This window comes from Methyloradius palustris, from assembly GCF_019703875.1.
Lineage (GTDB): Bacteria > Pseudomonadota > Gammaproteobacteria > Burkholderiales > Methylophilaceae > Methyloradius > Methyloradius palustris.
In genome coordinates this window covers 1,374,605-1,394,769 of the sequence record NZ_AP024110.1, presented here as the reverse complement: position 1 = coordinate 1,394,769, position 20,165 = coordinate 1,374,605, and the positions used below count along the sequence as shown (strand labels likewise).

General features: G+C 47.8%; 17 protein-coding genes. 4 read left to right on the top strand and 13 right to left on the bottom strand.

All coding sequences use genetic code 11. The features are described from left to right. Nucleotides 1–145: 145 nt before the first annotated feature. From glnT to ZMTM_RS06675, 11 genes are all read right to left on the bottom strand, one after another. Entirely contained in the window at nucleotides 146–1,501 is a 1,356-nt protein-coding gene (glnT, locus tag ZMTM_RS06725; protein ID WP_225907120.1) for a type III glutamate--ammonia ligase, read from the bottom strand. Between the two features lie 17 nt (nucleotides 1,502–1,518). Then, complete coding sequence (gene gabT / locus ZMTM_RS06720) at nucleotides 1,519–2,811, bottom strand: 4-aminobutyrate--2-oxoglutarate transaminase (RefSeq protein ID WP_221765499.1); 1,293 nt, start codon at nucleotides 2,809–2,811, stop codon at nucleotides 1,519–1,521. A 54-nt stretch (nucleotides 2,812–2,865) separates the two neighbouring features. Continuing rightward, nucleotides 2,866–4,368 carry an aldehyde dehydrogenase gene (locus tag ZMTM_RS06715; RefSeq protein ID WP_221765498.1) on the bottom strand — a complete coding sequence of 501 codons (1,503 nt, stop codon included), beginning with the start codon at nucleotides 4,366–4,368 and terminating at the stop codon, nucleotides 2,866–2,868. A 12-nt stretch (nucleotides 4,369–4,380) separates the two neighbouring features. Next, complete coding sequence (locus ZMTM_RS06710) at nucleotides 4,381–5,841, bottom strand: NAD-dependent succinate-semialdehyde dehydrogenase (protein ID WP_264081923.1); 1,461 nt, start codon at nucleotides 5,839–5,841, stop codon at nucleotides 4,381–4,383. A 124-nt stretch (nucleotides 5,842–5,965) separates the two neighbouring features. Next, the gene (locus tag ZMTM_RS06705) at nucleotides 5,966–6,799 is read right to left on the bottom strand and encodes an ABC transporter permease (protein ID WP_221765497.1); all 834 of its coding nucleotides are present in this window, start codon (nucleotides 6,797–6,799) and stop codon (nucleotides 5,966–5,968) included. Continuing rightward, nucleotides 6,796–7,701, bottom strand: coding sequence for an ABC transporter permease subunit (locus ZMTM_RS06700; protein ID WP_221765496.1), 906 nt, complete (start codon nucleotides 7,699–7,701; stop codon nucleotides 6,796–6,798). The genes ZMTM_RS06705 and ZMTM_RS06700 overlap by 4 nt, the downstream gene beginning before the upstream one ends. Before the next feature lie 47 nt (nucleotides 7,702–7,748). Next, nucleotides 7,749–8,891, bottom strand: coding sequence for an ABC transporter ATP-binding protein (locus ZMTM_RS06695; RefSeq protein WP_221765495.1), 1,143 nt, complete (start codon nucleotides 8,889–8,891; stop codon nucleotides 7,749–7,751). 110 nt (nucleotides 8,892–9,001) lie between these two features. Beyond that, on the bottom strand, nucleotides 9,002–10,138 hold the full coding sequence (locus ZMTM_RS06690) for a polyamine ABC transporter substrate-binding protein (protein ID WP_221765494.1): 1,137 nt from the start codon (nucleotides 10,136–10,138) through the stop codon (nucleotides 9,002–9,004). A 370-nt stretch (nucleotides 10,139–10,508) separates the two neighbouring features. Then, on the bottom strand, nucleotides 10,509–11,909 hold the full coding sequence (locus tag ZMTM_RS06685; RefSeq protein ID WP_221765493.1) for an aspartate aminotransferase family protein: 1,401 nt from the start codon (nucleotides 11,907–11,909) through the stop codon (nucleotides 10,509–10,511). A 40-nt stretch (nucleotides 11,910–11,949) separates the two neighbouring features. Next, nucleotides 11,950–13,323: a glutamine synthetase family protein gene (locus tag ZMTM_RS06680; protein WP_221765492.1), complete on the bottom strand. Its 1,374-nt coding sequence runs from the start codon at nucleotides 13,321–13,323 to the stop codon at nucleotides 11,950–11,952. A gap of 90 nt (nucleotides 13,324–13,413) precedes the next feature. Further along, nucleotides 13,414–14,205 carry a gamma-glutamyl-gamma-aminobutyrate hydrolase family protein gene (locus tag ZMTM_RS06675; RefSeq protein ID WP_221765491.1) on the bottom strand — a complete coding sequence of 264 codons (792 nt, stop codon included), beginning with the start codon at nucleotides 14,203–14,205 and terminating at the stop codon, nucleotides 13,414–13,416. Nucleotides 14,206–14,403: 198 nt separating this feature from the next. On the opposite strand from ZMTM_RS06675, the gene pdxR reads away from it, so the two are divergent. From pdxR to ZMTM_RS06655, 4 genes are all read left to right on the top strand, one after another. Then, a complete protein-coding gene (pdxR, locus tag ZMTM_RS06670) occupies nucleotides 14,404–15,906 on the top strand; it encodes a MocR-like pyridoxine biosynthesis transcription factor PdxR (protein WP_221765490.1) in 1,503 nt (500 codons plus the stop codon). 25 nt (nucleotides 15,907–15,931) lie between these two features. Further along, complete coding sequence (locus tag ZMTM_RS06665) at nucleotides 15,932–16,969, top strand: hypothetical protein (protein ID WP_221765489.1); 1,038 nt, start codon at nucleotides 15,932–15,934, stop codon at nucleotides 16,967–16,969. 102 nt (nucleotides 16,970–17,071) lie between these two features. After that, nucleotides 17,072–17,398 (top strand): antibiotic biosynthesis monooxygenase family protein, encoded by a 327-nt coding sequence (locus ZMTM_RS06660; RefSeq protein WP_221765488.1) that lies wholly within the window; start codon nucleotides 17,072–17,074, stop codon nucleotides 17,396–17,398. A 15-nt stretch (nucleotides 17,399–17,413) separates the two neighbouring features. Beyond that, entirely contained in the window at nucleotides 17,414–17,863 is a 450-nt protein-coding gene (locus tag ZMTM_RS06655) for a GNAT family N-acetyltransferase (protein ID WP_221765487.1), read from the top strand. Here ZMTM_RS06655 and ZMTM_RS06650 read toward each other — a convergent pair. Further along, on the bottom strand, nucleotides 17,860–19,194 hold the full coding sequence (locus ZMTM_RS06650; protein WP_221765486.1) for an NAD(P)/FAD-dependent oxidoreductase: 1,335 nt from the start codon (nucleotides 19,192–19,194) through the stop codon (nucleotides 17,860–17,862). The two genes, ZMTM_RS06655 and ZMTM_RS06650, sit on opposite strands and share 4 nt — an antisense overlap. Continuing rightward, nucleotides 19,194–20,153, bottom strand: a complete 960-nt coding sequence (gene speB / locus ZMTM_RS06645; RefSeq protein ID WP_221765485.1) for an agmatinase — start codon at nucleotides 20,151–20,153, stop codon at nucleotides 19,194–19,196. Before speB ends, ZMTM_RS06650 begins: the two co-directional genes overlap by 1 nt. Nucleotides 20,154–20,165: the final 12 nt, after the last annotated feature.

The following is a 20,165-nucleotide window of genomic DNA, read 5'->3' as shown; positions in this document are numbered from 1 at the left end:
CCTTAAATATCAATAGCCATCTTTTTTATGTTTTATAGTTATAGATTATGACAGCGCAAGCAGGGGTAGTTCTGTAAGGGAATGTAAGACTTTTTAAAGTAAATTAAGGGCTTGAGGGAATATTGGTTAAGTTAAAACCATGAAATTAAGGCCAAGTGAGATAGCGCTTGTATTCCCAATCACTCACTGAACGACAGTAATCGATCCATTCTGGCTGTTTAGTCGCGAGATACTCTGCAACGTAATCTGCACCCAGCACATTCGTAAGCACTTCGTCTGCGCCTAGTGCCGCAAGCGATTCTCCCATGGTTTGGGGGAGTGTTTTTACGCCTCGCTTTTCAAATTCAGCCTCATCCCATTCATAGATGTCTTCATCAATTGGAGTCGGCGGAACAAGATTTTTTTCAACCCCATCCAACATGGCAGCAATCGTCGATGCAAGCACAGCATAGATGTTGCTGCTGCCATCACTCAGGCGGAACTCTATGCGACCAGCAACCACACGAGCAACAGTAGTACGGTTGTTATACCCCCAGGCAATATGAGCTGGCGCCCAAGTCGTGCCAGAAAGTGAACGGCCAACAACGAGACGTTTATAAGAGTTGACTGTAGGCGCATGGAAAGCGGCCAATGCGGGGCTATGTGCGAGCAAACCCGCAATGCACTGCCGCCCTACTTGCGATATGCCGTGCGTATCGTTTTTATCAGCCATGACTGCTTTGCCTTGCGCATCAGTCAATGATAAATGAAGATGCAAGCCGCTACCTGGGCGATCAGCAAACGGTTTGGGCATGAGCGTAAAAGTAAGACCAGCTTCTTCTGCAATATAATCTGCGGCCATTTTGAACAGGATAAATCGATCAGCTGCAGTCAGTGCATCGCTGTAATGATAATTCAACTCATACTGCCCACTGGCATCTTCATGGTCTATCTGGAATACGTCAAAACCACATTGCGTTAAGCCCAACTCAATATTCCTGAGTACATCACGGACTCGTGCCAGAGCTTTGAGGTCATATGAGGGCTTATCAAGTGTATCTTGCGCATCCGGCACTGGGCGGCCGTTGGCATCTTGTGTCACCAGAAAAAATTCTGGTTCTATCCCTACATTTAATGTCCAGCCTCGTTCAGCAAGGCGTGCGACCTGCTTGGCGAGTAATCGGCGCGAACAACGATCAAAGGGCTTTCCATCGACCACACCATTACAGACGATGCGCGCATAACCTGGCATCCAGGGCAGCGCCTGCAAGGTTGTAAGATCGCCTTGCCCGTAATATTCCGAGTTGGCACCGTTGCGTGGCAGGCCAGTACCCCAGATTGATGGGCCGGCAAAGCCAGCGCCTGCATCAAGAATATCCTGTAAGTGCGAGAGCGGAATATATTTGCCCTTGGCTGAACCATGAATATCGACGAACTGAGCAATGATGGTATGCACCCCGGCATTCGCCATGGCTATTTTTGCAGCTTCTATATCCGCACTTTTATTTGTTTTTGTTTGCATTTTTTACTTAAGGGAAATTAGGCTTTGGTGAGCGCACGATCAATAATTGCCAAGGCTTCATCGAATACGGCATCTTCTGTAGTGAGTGGGTAAAGGAAGCGAATAACGTTGGCATATACACCGCAAGTCAGCAGGATCAAGCCTTCCTCCAGCGCTGCTTGTTGCACACGCTTTACTGCATCTGGTGACGGCTCATTTGTCACTGGATCAAAAAACTCTGCAGCAATCATAGAGCCCAAGCCACGAACTTCTTTCAATGCTGGCACTTTGGCTTGCGCTACTTTAAGTCTCGTTATGAGCTTTTGACCCAGTTCATTTGATCGTTTAATCAACTGCTCTTCTTCAATAATATCAATCACGGCGTGCGCTGCAGCAATGGCAAGGGGATTGCCAGCATAGGTACCACCGAGGCCGCCTGGCAAAGGCCCATCCATCACTTCAGCCTTGCCGCAGACAGCAGACAATGTCATGCCCCCTGCCAGGCTTTTTGCCATCAGCATGATGTCTGGGATGACATCATAGTGCTCCGCAGCGAACATTTTTCCAGTGCGCCCAAACCCGGTTTGCACTTCGTCAAATACCAGCAGAATGCCGTGCTCATCACATTCTTTGCGTAGCGCTTGCATCAACGCAGGTGGCGCAATATAGAAACCACCCTCACCTTGCACAGGTTCAATCATGATGGCGGCAACACGTTTGGGATCAATATCCGACTTGAAAAGCGTGTGCAGTGCCTGGATAGAGTCTGCCACGCTCACACCATGCAGATCAATTGGGAATGGCAGGTGATATACGTCTGAGGGGAATGGACCGAACCCTACTTTGTAAGGCACTACCTTGCCCGTAAGTGCGCAGGCCATCATGGTGCGACCATGAAAAGCGCCAGAGAAAGCAATAAGACCCGGACGACCTGTGCTGGCACGTGCAATCTTTACAGCATTTTCAGCAGCTTCAGCGCCACTGGAGAAAAATGCAGTCTTTTTAGCGTGAGTACCAGGCGTGAGCTTGTTAATCCGCTCGGCCAAGGTCACATAACTTTCATAAGGCAGTACTTGATAGCAAGTGTGGGTAAAGCGCTGCAACTGCGCTTCTACAGCGGCGATTAATTTAGGATGCCTGTGACCTGTATTGAGTACAGCAATGCCGCCTGCAAAATCGATATAGCGGCGCCCTTCTACATCCCACACTTCAGCATTGAGGGCATGGTCTATAAAGAAATCAGCCATCACGCCTATGCCTCGCGGAGTGGCTGCTAAACGGCGTTGATGCAAGTCTTGATTACTAATAACTGGATCAGTGAGTTTATTCATGATGGTTTCCTCAATCGGCTATATTCTTAGCCTGTTAGATATCACGCCCCTGATTCAAGAGAGTTTTATCCAGGTAGTTTTAAGCTCAGTATACTTTTCCAGCGCATGCAGGGACTTATCGCGGCCATTGCCCGATTGCTTGTAGCCGCCAAACGGCACGGTAATGTCATCTTCATCATAGCTATTCACATGCACCGTACCTGCGCGTAACGCTTTCGCCACCAGGTGTGCCCTTGAAATATCGCGCGTCCATACCGCAGCAGCCAGGCCATAATTAGTATCGTTGGCAATGCGGATAGCCTCTTCTTGGGTATCAAAACTCATGATAGATAGCACAGGGCCAAAAATCTCTTCAGATGCAATGGTCATGTCATTGGTCACATCGTCAAACACTGTGGGGCTGATATAAAAGCCACCCGTACTGGTCATGACTTGCTCACCACCCGCTCGGAGCTTGGCGCCCTGCTGTTTGCCGCTGGCAATGTATTTCAAGACATTTTCCATCTGCCCGCAATCTACCATCGCACCCATACTGGTATTAGCATCCAGCGGATCGCCCGGTTGATAATCAGCGAGTTGTGCCAGCAGCTTTTTGACGAATTCATCTTTGATAGAACGCTCGACCAGCAAACGTGACGGTGCATTACAGCTTTCACCCTGGTTATAAAAAATCGAGCCGGCTGAGGCTGCCGCTGCTTTATCCATATCCTGGCAATCGGCAAATACGATATTGGGTGACTTGCCACCCAATTCACACCATGCACGCTTCAAATTACTTTGCCCTGCCATCACCTGAATCTTTTTGCCCACCCCAGTTGAGCCAGTAAAGGCGATGCAATCAACATCCATGTGCATAGCAAGTGGAGAGCCTGCATCTGGGCCAAAGCCAGGCACTACATTGAGTACGCCTGCAGGAATTCCAGCCTCTAGCGCTAAATCGCCCAACCGCAACGCGGTTAGCGGTGATTTTTCAGAAGGTTTAAGAACCACACTATTGCCTGTAACCAAGGCTGGTGCAATCTTCCAGCACGCCATCAATATAGGGTAATTCCACGGCACAATCGCGCCTACAACGCCAAGTGGCTCGCGTGTAATCATGGCCAATGTATTCTCGGCGGTTGGCGCGATTTCGTCATAAACCTTGTCGATGGCTTCGCCAAACCAGCGCAGAGTATTAGCCCCTGAATTTACATCTACAGAAAGACTTGCCGAGATGGGCTTGCCCATATCCAGCGTTTCTAGCAATGCCAATTCTTCGCGATTCTTGATGAGTAAGTCAGCAAACCGAATCATGGTTTGTTTACGTTCGCGTGGCGATAAACCAGCCCAGCGCCTGTCATTAAATGCAGCACGGGCAGCGCTGACAGCCGCATCAATATCCGCCGCCTTGCCACTTGCCACATCTGCTAGCTTGCGACTATCAATCGGGGATAAGCACTCGAAAGTGCTGCCATCTATCGCATTAACGCGCTTGCCATCGATAAATGCCCGGCCATCGATCTTGAGAGCTGAGGCACGAGCGTGCCAATCTATTTGTGGTTGAGTGGGCGCATTCATGATTGTTTTTCCTTAAATCCCTGCCATACATACATATTTAATTTCCAGATACTCATCAATACCGTGGTGCGAGCCTTCGCGCCCCAGGCCTGACTGTTTCACACCGCCAAATGGCGCAACTTCATTAGAGATCATGCCTGTATTGACCCCAACCATGCCATACTCAAGTGCTTCTGCTACCCGCCATATACGGCCAATATCTCGGCTGAAGAAATAAGCCGCAAGGCCGAATTCAGTACGATTCGCCAGTTCAATCACTTCATCATCGGTTTTGAAACGAAATAGTGGCGCGACTGGCCCAAAGGTTTCTTCCCGGAAAATCATGGCACTGGGGCTTACATCAGCAAGCACTGTAGGCTCGAAGAATGTACCGCCTAGTGCATGACGCTTGCCACCCTGTATCAGGCTAGCGCCTTTAGCAACAGCATCCGCGATATGACTTTCTACTTTTTCAATCGCTGCGTCATCAATCAATGGACCTTGAGTGACTTCGGCCAATGTACCTTCACCCACTTTAAGCTGGCTGACTTTGGCACTCAGTTTTTTGGCGAAAGCATCAAAAATACCATCTTGAACAAACAGACGGTTGGCACATACACAAGTCTGGCCTGCATTGCGGAACTTGCTAATCATAGCCCCTTCAACGGCGGCATCTAGGTCAGCATCATCAAACACAATAAAAGGTGCATTACCACCGAGTTCGAGCGATAGCTTCTTGATGGTATCTGCGCATTGCCGCATTAAAATGCGGCCAACCTCGGTAGAGCCAGTAAATGAAAGCTTGGTGACAATCGGGCTTTCACATAGCACTGCGCCTATCTCTCGGGCATCGCCAGTAATAATCTGCAATACACCTGCCGGAATACCCGCCTCCTCAGCTAACACGCCAAGTGCAAAGGCTGACAATGGCGTCTGCTCTGCAGGCTTGATAATCATGGTGCAGCCAGCTGCCAATGCTGGTGCAGCTTTCCGCGTGATCATCGCAATCGGGAAATTCCAGGGCGTAATCGCAGCAGTGACTCCTATCGGCTGCTTAATCACAAGCAAACGTCTGTCATTCATAGGTGACGGAATTACTTCACCATAAACACGCTTGGCCTCTTCGCCAAACCATTCAATAAAACTCGCGCCATAAGCCACTTCACCACGCGCCTCGGCTAATGGCTTGCCCTGCTCTGCTGTCAGTAACTTGGCCAAGTCTTCTTGGTGCAACATGATGAGGTCGAACCAGCGTTCAAGATAGGCCGACCGTAGTTTTGCAGTAAGCGCTTTCCATGATTTCTGTGCTGCTTGAGCTGCAACAACCGCACGTTCAGTTTCTGCACGCCCCATCATGGGTACTTGCGTAATGATTTCGCCATTCGCTGGGTTTGTGACGGCAAATGTCTCACCTGAATCTGCAGCCACCCATTGCCCTGCCAATAAACAGCCAGCTTGCTTTAATAGGGTTGGGTGATTTAATTGCAAAGACATGAGTTTCCCTGAACTTTTTACGATTGATGAATAGCTTTTATGAAGTGAATGTATAACGCAATTAATGCCAGATGAAAAACCAAATAGTTAATACATCTGGGTTGGTTTTAATTGCGATGGCCTATTATTGATTGGCATCGCTATAAGCCTGTGCCACCTCTAATTTGCGTTTTCTTTCAGCACGAGATTGATAAAAGCTTGAAGCAATCACGGCAATGGTCACCACGGTAATAGTGACCGTAGCAATTGCGTTAATGGAAGGATTCAAACCCAAACGCGCACGTGAAAATATGACCATGGGCAAAGTTGAGTAGCCAGGGCCCGAAAGAAATGAAGACAACACTACATCATCAAATGAAAGCGTGAACGTTAGCAGGAATGCTGAAACCATCGCAGGTAGTAACAGAGGCAAGGTTACCAGTTTGAATACCTGAAAAGGCTGGCAGCCCAAATCCATGGCAGCCTCATCCAGCTTGCCATCCATTTCCCTCAGCCGCGAGCTGATCACTACCGTAGCATAGGCCGTCCCCAATAAGGAATGCCCTAATAGAATAGTAAACAAACCGCGTTCTGGAAACCCAAGCCAGTGCTGCAGAGAAACTAGCATCAGCAAAAGGGAGAGCCCCACAATGACGTCCGGCATGACCAGAGGGGAACTCGCCATTGATGATAATAGAGTACGCCCCATAAAGCGTTTATAGCGGTGTAAGGCAAACGCGGTAAACGTGCCAAAAAACACGGAAATCAACGCGGATAGGAACGATATTTTAAGTGATAAGCCCAAAGCGGAAATCAGCACGTCATCGTTCGCCAGCGAGATATACCATCTCACGCTGGCATGCGACCACACAGTGACCAGTGGCGAGTCGTTAAATGAGTAGATGACTAGCGTGATGATAGGCAGATATAAAAATACATAAATGGCGATCATCCAAACTTTACCGAAGGCCTTGTTCATGCTTTTACCTCCGCTTGATCAGACTGGTATTTATTGAAAAGCGCCATCGGCAACAATATCAACAGGATCATCACCACGGCCACTGCTGACGCCATCGGCCAGTCGTTATTGCTAAAGAACTCATCCCATAGCACGCGACCGATCATCAGGGTATCCGGCCCACCCAACAGCTCGGGGATCACATACTCACCCACCGCTGGAATGAATACCAGCATGGAGCCTGCAATGATGCCGGCTTTGGAAAGCGGTATCGTAACGAGCCAGAATGCCTTGAATGGACTGGTACCAAGGTCTGCCGCGGCCTCAAGAAAACGCAAATCGAGCTTGGATAGATTTGAATAAAGCGGAAGTATCATGAATGGCAAGTAAGAGTAAACCATGCCTATGACCAATGAAAATGGGGTATTCATCATCGGCAAGGGATCTTGGATGATACCTAGTGCTATCAGCATATTATTGATCACGCCGTTGTTAACCAGAAGGGTTTTCCATGCGTAAATGCGCAGCAAAAAAGAGGTCCAGAATGGCAGCATGATGAGCATGAGCAGCATCGGCTGTAAATGCTTGGGTGAGCGCGCCATAAAGTATGAGAATGGAAATCCTATGATCAAGCATATGACGGTAGTGATCAGCGCATACTTGATTGAAGACATGTACGTCTGGAAATAAAGCGGGTCAGTCGTCAGGAATATGTAACTGCCAAAACTGAGCTTGATAGTAGGCCAGCCCTGCACCCAGCTGATCATGCTAGATACTGATGTGTCTTCCATTTCAGACAAGCTGATTTTGAGCACAATCATCAGCGGTACTAAGGCTAATAATATAAACCAGACATACGGCACACTAATCACGAACTGGCGTCCGTGACGGTAACTACGCAGGTAACTTAAAATTTTGCTCATTACTGGTTCCTTGTGGCTGGATTTAATTCAATGGGCTTGATGTCAATTTATTGAGTCAAAACGACCATTGCCATGTCATTCCAATGCGCATATGCTCGGTCGCCCCACGTCAGGCCACAGCTCAGGTCACGCGTGTTATTCAGCTCCTGCGCCTTAATTACCAGACCACTATCAAGCTTAAGGTGATAAGTGGTATGCGCGCCAAAGTAAACAATTTCAATCACTTCGCCTGCGCACCAGTTAAATTCGCCTTCAGGCTTTTCCTTCGTTAATAATATTTTCTCAGGCCGTAATGCCACCCCTACTGACATGCCCGTATTCCCACTAATACCATGCCCTACATAATGCACACACTCTTCACAGCGGACAGTGACATGGTCAGGTTCATCGACCTCAATCACGCCATCGAAAATATTCACGTTACCGATAAAGTCCGCCACCTGACGACTGTTAGGCATTTCGTACACTTCATCTGGGGAACCGACTTGCAGAAAGCTGCCTTCACTCATCACCGCAATGCGCGATGCCATAGTCATGGCCTCCTCTTGGTCATGAGTGACTAGGACACAGGTAACGCCCACTTCCTCAATAATATTCACCAACTCAAGCTGGGTTTTTTCACGCAGTTTTTTATCCAGAGCGCCTAAGGGTTCATCAAGCAACAATAATTTAGGGCGTTTTGCCAGACTACGGGCTAATGCCACACGCTGTTGCTGGCCGCCAGAAAGCTGGTGTGGTTTACGCTTGGCGAACTTTTCCAGTTGTACCAAACTGAGCATTGATTCCACACGTTCAGCGATATCTTCTTTGGCCATGTCATCACGGCGCAATCCGAAAGCAATGTTTTCCCACACTGTAAGATGGGGAAACAAGGCATAAGACTGGAACATCATGTTAATGGGGCGTTTGTAAGGTGGCAGGTTGGTAATATCTTTACCTGCCAAAAATATCTTGCCATTAGTAGGCGTTTCAAATCCAGCCAGCATGCGCAAGAGCGTGGACTTGCCACAGCCAGAGCCTCCCAATAAGGCAAAAATCTCACCTGTAGAGACTGTAAGCGATATATTGTCCACCGCCTTGACTGAGCCGTCATACACCTTGGTAATTCCTTCAACCCGCAATAATTCCTCAGGTTTTAATTTCCTTACTGGATTAGTTCTTGCCGGGTTGGCGGCTGCAGCTGAAGTCATAGATACCCCTTATCAATAATTACTAGAGATTGCTTTACCAATTCAACAACTAGCTGCAAAACACTGGTTTTGATTTTTTTCGCCAGTGTTTTGCGTATACAACTTAAATATTAAACACCTGTTTTAAAACGTGTGAAATAGCGAGTCATGGTACGACGTGTTGCGTTGTCTACGTTTCCTGGAGGAATCATCTTGGATACAACATCGTCAGGTAAATAGATGCTTTTGTTGTTCCTGATTTCAGGGTCTACGTACTGGGTCGCAGCCTTATTAGGGTTTGCATAAGTAACAGCATTGGTTAACCCAGCGTGCACTTGCGGCCTCAATATGTAATTGATGAACTTATGCGCATTCTCAGGATGTTTTGCATCTGCAGGAATTGCCATCGTGTCCATAAATAGCAGCCCGCCTGATTTAGGCACTAAAGCAACGATGTTTTGTGGAGACTTGTTTTCAATTGAGCGTTTACGCGCCAAATTGAAGTCGCCAGCCCAGCCGAGCGATGCACAAGAACCACCGCTTGCCATCTCCTCGATTTCACCACCAGAGTTGAACTTCTTGATGTACGGACGCACTTTTTTGAGCATGTCATAAGCTGCTTGATAATCAGCAGGATCTTTTGAGTATGGATCTTTACCAATATAATTCAATGCAATAGGGAATATATCTGAAGCTGTATCTAGGAAATTGATACCACATGATTTAAGTTTTGAAGCATATTTAGGGTCGAATACCAGATCCCAAATATTGTCAGGCATAGGCGTGTCCCCTAGCGCTTTTTTAACTTTATCTACATTGATACCAACCGTATCATAGCTCCACAACCAATCCACCAAGTAAGTATTACCTGGATCCAGCTTCGCTATTTGTCCCATGATATTGGGGTCTAGATTTTTGTAGTTAGACAACTGTGATTTATCCAGCTTCTGGAACAAACCACCTTCAATTTGCAATTTAGCCCAGTTAGATGATGGCACTACGATGTCGTAACCGGTTTTACCGGCTACCAGTTTGGCATGCAAAATTTCGTTACTGTCGAATACGTCGTAACGTACTTTGATACCAGTTTCTTTTTCAAAATTAGGAATGGTGTCCGGAGCGAGGTAATCAGACCAGTTATAGATGTTGAGGATTTTTTCTTCTGCTGCCCAGGTACTTGAAATCATGCCTAGGCCAGTAATGGCAGCGGCAATCACGGCAATCAGCTGCTTCTTGTTTGGTAGCCGTTTTTTAGAGTGTGAAATCATACTAAGTGCTCCTTCAAAATAGATGATAAAAGTGTCAAGAACCTTAAGATTTAACCTAAGGTCTTTTCTTAATGTGCTGCATTAGCCTTAACGCACAACATTAGCATTAAGCCGACATAGAATAATACAAGCTCGCCATCCCTAACCAGCTCTCGAGAACTTTAAAAACTTGTGCTTGATACTAGCCACTATTTCAGTGCAAATCCAAACTGTAATCACAACAAATAACAGTTTGACTAGCCTGCTTTTTGCCTATAATTCGAGCAATTTTTATGCCGAATCAATCACCTCATTAGCGCCCTAATTCATTGAATTTAGCGTCTTTAAATCTATAACACATGCTTAATTGGTGCATCAATCCATTACATCATCAGGAGTAAGCGACTTTTGGTGCATCGTCATGCATCCAGCCATTCTTGGTGACGTCTGCAAGTGTTGCATCTAGTGTTTCGGTAATCAATACCATCATTTCATCAATCTGCGCTTTGGTAATGCACAGTGGCGGCGCAATAATCATTCGGTCACCAACGGCTCGCATAATCAAGCCGTTAGCGAAGCTGTGATTACGGCATATCATGCCTACCTCTAGCGATTCATCAAACGGGATATGGTTTACTTTATCTTTCATCAAGGCAAAACCAGCGACTAAACCACAAGTTTCTGCTCCACCGACAAGTGGATGATTAGCAAGCTCAGCATAGCGTTCAGCAAGATAAGGCCCTGTTTCTTTTAGCACCTTATCTACCAAGCCTTCGCTTTCAATGATATCAATATTGGCAAGGGCCACAGCACAAGCAACAGGGTGACCCGAATAGGTGTAGCCGTGATTGAATTCGCCACCCTGATTAATCAGCACATCGGCCACACGTTTGCCTATCACTACACCGCCCAGTGGCAAGTAGCCAGAAGTGACGCCTTTGGCAAATGTCATGAGGTCTGGTTTAGCGCCGAGTAACTCTGAGCCGAACCATTTGCCAAGACGGCCAAAGCCACAAATCACTTCATCACAAATCAGCAAAATGCCGTATTTGTCACAGATACGCTGGATCTCTGGCCAATAGGTTTTAGGGGGAATAATCACGCCGCCAGCCCCTTGCACTGGTTCGCCAATAAACGCAGCGACTTTATCAGCCCCAATTTCAAGAATCTTGGCTTCGAGCCAGCCCGCGGCTTCCAAACCAAAAGCATCTTTATCTTTGGTTGGCGCAAGACCGTAGTGATAAGGCTGCTCAATGTGGACGATGTCAGGAATTGGTAAGCCACCTTGCGCATGCATGCCGCTCATGCCGCCAAGTGAAGCACCCGCCATGGTAGAGCCATGGTATGCATTGTTGCGGCTGATGATGACTTTGCGCTCTGGCTGGCCTAATGTTGCCCAGTAATGGCGCACCATACGGATGTTCGTATCGTTGGATTCCGAGCCAGAGCTACTGAAAAACACATGTGAAAAATTATCACCTGCCAAGCCGACAATGCGTTCTGCCAGCTTCACTGCAGGCACGTTAGTGGTCTGGAAAAAGCTGTTGTAATAAGGCAACTCCTGCATTTGCTTGGTAGCCGCATCCACAAGCTCTTGACGGCCATATCCAACATTGACGCACCACAAGCCAGACATGGCATCAAAGATTTTCTTGTTTTCAGAATCCCAGATATGAATGCCATCAGCCTTGGTGATAATGCGTGCACCCTTGCCCGCCAGACCTTTATGGTCAGTAAATGGGTGCATATAGTGTGCTGAGTCTGTGGCTTGAATTTCACTGGTCGTCGTCATCGCGTTCTCAATTCTTAATAATTCGCTGTCAATTAATCGCTTACACATGCATCAATAAATGCTCGCGTTCCCACGGGCTGATCACGCGCATGAATTCGTCGTGTTCGGTCTCTTTCACTGCCAGATATACGTCGATGAAATTTTTTCCTAACACGTCATGTAATGGTTTTGCATTTTCAAGCACACGCAGCGCTTCTGATAAGCCCCGTGGTAGTTGGTAATCAGAGGCATAGGCGCTACCTGTGGTCACTTCTGTTGGTTGCAGCTCCTCAATAATTCCTTGATAACCGCAAGCAAGGGTGACCGCCATCGCTAGGTATGGATTAGCATCTGCGCCCACTACGCGGTTTTCAACACGGCGTGCATCTGGGTCAGAAATCGGCACGCGGATGCCAACCGTGCGATTGTCATAACCCCACTCAATATTGATAGGTGCAGCGCCATCGCGCACAATGCGGCGGTATGAGTTGACGTAAGGCGCCAAGATGGCCATTGCCGCAGGCAGGTACTTTTGCAGGCCAGCGATATAGTTGAAAAATAGTGGTGATGCAGTGCCGTCTTCATTGCTGAAGATGTTTTGCTTGGTTTTGGTATTGATCACGCTTTGATGAATGTGCATGGCAGAACCAGGCTCGCGCTCCATCGGTTTCGCCATAAACGTGGCATACATGTTATGGCGCATGGCGACTTCACGTAGTGTGCGCTTGAAAAAGAATACTTTGTCGGCGAGCAGCATCGGCTCGTCGTGCAAAAAGTTGATCTCCATTTGCCCTGCACCGAACTCGTGAATCAGCGTATCCAGCTCCAAGCCCATAATTCCGCAATAGTCATAGATGTCTTCAAACAGTGGGTCGAATTCATTCACTGCATCAATGCTATATAACTGGCGGCTGGTTTCAGAGCGGCCGCTACGGCCAATTGGCGGTGTGAGTGGTAAGTTAGGGTCTGTGTTGCGGGCTAACAGATAAAACTCCAACTCAGGCGCTACAATCGGCGTCAAACCCATGTCTTTATATAGGCCAGCAACGCGGCGCAGTACATTGCGCGGGGCAAAGTCAATCGGTGAGCCGTCATGATTTACGCAATCCATAATCACCTGCGCAGTGGGGTCAACAGCCCAAGGAACCAGGCGCACCGTGGTTGGGTCTGGTAATAACACCATGTCTTTATCGGTAAAGCCGAATACATTGTCGTAACCAGCATGACCTTCTGGCGACTCACCTGTGACTGTCACGCCCAGCACAGCTTCTGGTAAGCGCATGGCGCGCTCTGTGGTGAATTTCTCCCGAGGTAAAATTTTGCCGCGGGCAACGCCTGTTAAATCGGGTACTAGGCATTCGATTTCGGTGACATTGTTTTCAGTCAGCCATCGATCCATGTCTACATGGTTAAAATTGGTACAGTCAGTTGTCATTTTTTACTCCGCTACTTTTTGTTCTATTTAGTTTTCTGTTGTATTTAATTATTTTTCGTATCTTTGCTTAATTGATTTTGGGTTTCCCAACTAATCTGGCGCGGCTCGCCCCCTGGCTTTCATCTGGCCTGCAGCCCTTGCCCTGCAAGCATCGCCGAAAGCTTGAAAGATGGATAAATATACTGGGTTTTCCATCACTTTCCACTCAGGGTGCCATTGCACCGCCAAGGTAAATGCTGGCGCATTCTCCACGCTGACAGCCTCTATCAGGCCATCTGGGGCAAAGGCCTCGGCAATCAATCCTTTACCTAGTCGATCAATCCCTTGCCCATGCAGGGAATTCACCATGATTTGTTCATGGCCTGTGATATTGGCTAATTTGCCATTCGCAACTAATTTAACGGGATGCGCTGGCGCGTACTGGTCATCAATAGGCAAGTCTTTAGATTCGCGATGGTCAGCCATGCCAGCCACTTCTTGCACGGCCTGATGCAGGCTACCGCCGAAGGCTACATTAACTTCTTGAAATCCACGGCAAATGGCAAGCAATGGAATGCCAGCAGTCACTGCAGCACGAATCAAGTTTAAGGTAATCGCGTCGCGCGCTGGGTCTAAAGGTAATTCTGGATTGTGTACTTCTTGATCAAAATTCGAGGGGTGCACGTTAGAAACTGCGCCAGTCAGCAAAATGCCATCCGCTGTTTCTAGCAGCGCTTCCAAATCGATATGTTCGCTAATAGAGGGGAGAAGCAAAGGCAAAGCACCTGCTGCCTCAGCCACTGCCAGAATATATTTCTGGCCCACCATGTGAAAAGGATGCTCACCCTGATGTTTAACATCGGCTGGTAGCAACACCACTGGTTTGTGTTTTATAGACTTCATAGTTTGGCCGTAGCCGATTCTAGATAACGCACTTCTGTGTTGGTTATGCAAACAAGGTATTTGATTGCAGTACAGGTTTCGTGAATGTATTATTCCTTCAAATTGGTAATGCTACAAGAGCCATTTAGATTATTCTAATAGAACCACTTAAGTTAAGTACGATACATCTTATAGCCACTCAGTAACAGGATTCCCTCATTGAAACAATTAGTACTCTCTGAATGGCTGTTAACCCAACTTAGCCAAAATAAATTCCCCAAACGCATGCCCACCCACAGGCGTATTTATGAGGCTATCAGGCAAGCGATTTCGGATGGCGTGTTGGCATCTGGCACACGACTGCCCTCCACACGCAGCCTTTCAGATGAGTTATCAGTATCACGCAATACGATTCTCGCTGCTTTTGAGCAACTGCTTGATGAAGGCTATGTCGCTGCGCAGACTGGCAGTGGTACTTATGTCGCCTATAACCAGCCAGACGGATTCTCAAAAAAGCCAATTTCTACAGCTACTATAGAACCAAAACCTCAAGATGATGCCGGCCTCTCGCGACGAGGTAAGGCTGCGGCGGGATCACTCAACAGGCAAAGCCATGAGGTACAGCCTTTTACGCCTGGTGAAGATGATTATTCCCAGTTCCCCACCATGCTGTGGCGACGACTGCTTAATCGTCAATGGCGCGCACCCGACCCTTCACTGCTTGATTACGGTCATGCTGGTGGCTATTTACCACTACGCATGGCAATTGCAGAATACCTGCGGGTATCGCGCGCCGTTAATCTGACAGTTGACCAGGTATTGATTACCGCAGGCACACAACAATCGATTGACCTCTGCGCGCGACTACTCACAGACCATGGTGACCGAGCATGGATAGAAAACCCTGGCTACTGGGCCGCGCGGCGTGTGCTTGAAGTGAATGGTCTGCAACTCCATCCTGTATCAGTCGACAACGAAGGTATGGCGCCTAGCACCAAAGATTTTCGTGCAACGCCAAAGCTGATTTACACCACTCCATCTCACCAATACCCCAAAGGCATGGTAATGAGCTACGGCCGCCGCCGCTTGCTGCTGGATTATGCTGAAAGCCGCAAAGCATGGATTATCGAAGATGACTATGACAGCGAATTCCGCTTTGAAGGCCGCCCGATTTCTTCGTTGCAAGGCATGGATCAGAATGCGCGCGTGCTCTATATGGGCACATTCTCAAAGGTCATGTATCCAGGTATTCGTTTGGGCTATCTGGTTGTTCCACCTAACCTGGTCACCAGTTTTAAAAGTGGCCTGTATGAGCTACAACGCCCAGGGCAAGTGGTTATTCAGGCGGCTCTGGCTGACTTTATCGAAGAAGGCCATTTCGCCAACCATATTCGCCGCTTACGGCAAACTTATGCAGAGCGACGTAAATTACTCCAAAAGTCATTGGCTACGGTAGCTGAGGTGGGTGCCAGGTTATCCCCTGTCGACTCTGGCTTACACTTGGTAGTTGAATTCGATCAAGAAGTAGATGATGTTCGCGTAGCTACTATGGCCGCCGAACATGGTTTACGTGTCAACCCGCTCTCCAACTATGGCATAGGCGAAAAGCGTGAAAAAGGTTTGATTGTTGGCTATGCCTACGCAGCAACTGAGAACATTAGCAAATATGGAAACGTATTAGCTAATGTGATTAAGGCTGGGCTGAAAAATCGCACACCTTAACATTCACTTGAATGATAGAAATTAAATGCCATCGCTTCCACCACTCGACATAAAACGCAAAATAAATCATGCTCCGCACCTGATTATCCTAGGGGCAGGTGCCAGTCTTGCCGCTTTTCCATCTGGTGATGCTAACGGCCGCAAACTTCCGCTTATGCGCAATCTTGTTGAAATCGTAGGCCTTGGTGAATTGTTGGCAGCACATGGCGTACATGATGGATATGAGGACTTTGAATCCTTATATGACCGCTTAGCATCGGAAAACGTCAAGCCAGAACTGCTTCGAACACTCGAACATCAACTCCATGCTTACTTCGCTGGAATGCAATTGCCAGAGGAAGTTACACTCTACGATCTGCTATTACTATCCTTACGAGAAAAGGACGTAATTGCAACTTTTAATTGGGATCCGTTCCTAGCTCAAGCATTCCGTCGAAATCGCTCTATCCGACGATTACCAAAAATTCTTTTTTTACATGGCAATGTTGAAGTTGGCGCATGTCCAGAACATCGCCGCAGTGGCTTCATTGAACAAAGGTGCTCTGTATGTGGCAACCTTATGAGGCCGAGCAACCTCCTGTTTCCAGTTAAGCATAAAGACTATACGGCTGATCCATTTATCCATAGTGAATGGGAGCAGTTACAGCAGGCACTGCAAAGTGCTTATCTTGTAACTATTTTCGGCTACAGTGCACCTATAACTGATGTCGAAGCACGTTCGCTTTTACTCAAGAACTGGATGGAGAATCCAACTAGAGAGCTAGCAGAAATAGACATCATAGACATTAGGCCACGAGAGGACATAGAACAAAGTTGGTTTGACTTCTTTGTCCGCCAGCATTATGGAATCTTCACTAACGTCAGACAAACAACATCTTTTCATCATCCACGTCGAAGTTGTGAGGCCTTTGCTATGGCAACACTGCAACAAGATCCTTGGTCTGAGAACAACTTTCCGCCATTACTAAACCTAGAATATCTTCATAAATGGTTGCTTCCTCTAATTAAAGAAGAAGAAGCTGAAATGTTCACTGGTAAGCCATGCGCTAAATCAGAACTCTAGCTAAGGTCAACTCGCTCATACTGATTAGTATTTTTTATGTTTATAGACGATTTTATCGTTTTAATTTAGGCAGCTCGACTTAATTAGTTTTAAGGATATTAGATGTACTCAGCCACTTTTATTTTCGACAAAAAACAGTATGACGAGCGCTTTTATGCATTGGATGAAGCGATTGCTGAAATCGCTAAACAATCGGCAGGATACTTGGGTGAGGAAAGCTGGGAAAACAGCACAACTGGTCGCATTTGCAATGTTTACTACTGGCAAAGTTTGGAAGCTTTACAGACGCTCATGCAACACCCCAAACACCTTGAGGCCAAAGCCGCGCAAGCTAACTGGCTTGATGGTTATCAGGTAGTGATTGCAGAGGTGATACGCAGTTATGGCGATGGCAAGATAGATCACCCAGCCGCAGCTTTTGGTCATTAATAAAACAAGCACGAAATGACAACGATACGTTTAGCTTCACCAGATGATCTGCCGCAACTTGCCACGTTGTTTAACGCCTACCGAGTATTTTATGAGCAAGCATCAGATATAAGGCTCGCCGAGCAATTTGTCACAGAGCGCCTGAATAATAAAGACTCGGCAATATTGGTTGCGATAAACAGTGAACAAAAGATTATTGGTTTTTGCCAGATTTATCCCAGTTTCTGTTCCGTGATCGCGGCCAGAATCGGCGTACTTTACGATTTGTTTGTGGATCCCTCAGTGCGTAAAAGTGGTGCCGGCAAAGCACTGATGATTGCTGCTCATGAATACGCAGCCAAACATGATTTCGCAAGGCTAGACTTAACCACGGCCAAAACCAATCTGCCAGCACAAGCACTATATGAATCGTTAGGATGGGTGCGTGATGAAGTGTTTTACAGTTACAGCAAAGAGATCACTTAACCTAACTTATCTCGTAACTGATACCAAGCCATACCAAGTACTAGCGCTGGCATGCGCAATAATTTTCCGCCCGGGAAATCATGGTGAGGGATTTTAGCCATCATATCCAGCCGCTCAGCCTGCCCTGCTATTGCCTCTGCAACGAGCTTACCTGCCATGCCAGTGAGGGCCACGCCATGGCCAGAAAAGCCCTGCAGGTAATACACATTCGGCGCAATGCGGCCAAAATCTGGGGCGCGGTTCATGGTGATATCGACAAAACCGCCCCAAGTGTATTCCACTTTAGTATTGGCTAACTGTGGGAAAGTCTCGGCCATGCGCGCCTGCATTGTGGCGGTCAGGTTAGGCGGCGTCATAGCGCTATAGCTGACACGCCCGCCATAAATCATGCGCTGTTTTTGTGATGCAGCGTCGGCAGCAAAGCGAAAGTAATCGAGAATAAAATTGGTATCGCACACTGCTGCTTTGGTTGGGATCAATCTAGCGGCCAACTCAGGCTCAATAGGCTCAGTACCAATGATATAGGTGCCAACTGGCATGATTCTACGGCTAAGCTTAGGCGCTAATTTTGGCGAGACTTCTGGCAAATACATATTGCCTGCGAGCACCACATATTTAGCTTTTACTTGGCCTTTATCAGTCTGCAATATGGCTGTTTCACCCTCTTGCATAGTTTTCACAGGCGAATTCTGGAAAATCTGGACACCAAGACTCGCGGCGCCTTTAGCCAAACCAAGGCAGTAGTTAAGCGGGTGTAAATGCCCAGAGCGTTTATCAAAATAGCCGCTGTGATACCGAGGGCTGTCTATCCATTCACCAATACTAGTAGGCTCTATCCATTGGGCATCAGTATCGTAATTATACTTTTTCGACATCTCGTCAAACCACAGCCGCAAGCTGGCGCTTTTGCGCGGGTTAACGGCAACGCCTAAAAAACCATCTTGTAGATCACACTGAATATTGAATCGCTTCACCCGTTCGCGCACTAAATCGAGCGCTTCTATGGTCATCGCCCAGACTTTTTTTGCGGCTTCCAATCCCAATGCTTTTTCGATGACTGATTGCTCGCAAGCAAGTCCTGCAATAATCTGCCCACCATTGCGGCCGCTGGCGCCCCAGCCGATATGTTTGGCTTCAAGCACCACCACAGAGTAACCACGATCAGCCAACTCAATGGCACTAGATAAGCCTGCAAAGCCTCCGCCTACGATACAAACATCTGCCTCTATATCCGAAGATAGCTGCGGATAATCAGGCACGCTGTTGGCACTGGCGGCGTAGTAGGAGTTTTGCGTGAGCTTCAGTTCGACAGATTTAAGTTCAGCAGACATTAGTAGGTTTTGCCTTCACTCTTGGCCAACATACGGCCACACAACCATGTCCAGATCAGGTTCGCTGCGGCATTAGTAGTGAGTTCAGCATGGTCATAAGCTGGGGCAACCTCGGTGCAATCCATGCCTACCCAGTTGAGGTCATACCAAGCCTCAAGCAAGGTCATTGCTTGCGCCGTGGTCAAACCGCCAGGCTCTGGCGTGCCTGTACCTGGGGCAAAAGCTGGATCTAGGGCATCTATATCAAATGTTAAATATAGTGGTGGGTTCCCGAGTTTAGCCATGCGCGTGCGCACTTCATCAATCACGTCTTGCAGGGCTGCGCCATCACGACCACGCAACTCACGGCCTGTGTAGATACGGCCGCCCTGCTCGTTCACATACTCTCTTGCTGCGCGCTCGCCAGAGGAGCGAATACCGATTTGCACAAAGCCTTCAGGGATCACTAAACCTTCGGTGATCGCCTCGTACACCCATGTGCCATGGCCAGATGGCTCGCCAAAATGGCTTTCCCAAGTATCACAATGTGCATCAAAGTGGATCACAGCTAAAGGCTGCCCGTAATGCGCATGATAGGCACGCAACAGCGGCAAAGTAATAGAGTGGTCACCGCCCAGCCAGACCATTTGTTGTCCAACACTCTGGCTAGCCAGTAATGAAGCAACTTGCGGGATTAACGCAGCGCGCATGCTTTCGAGGCTGGTATTGGGCAATAACAAATCACCGAGATCAACCAAATCTTCTACAGGCGTTGTATCAAAAAATGGATGCTCATCGCCGCACAGCATATGACTGGCCTGGCGTATGCCGCGTGGGCCGAATCTAGCACCTGTGCGGTTAGTCACGCTGCCATCCCAACTGATGCCAGCAACACCAAAAGCCTTATTGGCAAGCCCATCTGTGCTGAATGGCACACCTAAAAAACCGCCTGTCATCACATAGGCAAATCCGTGATCCATTGCATTACCTCA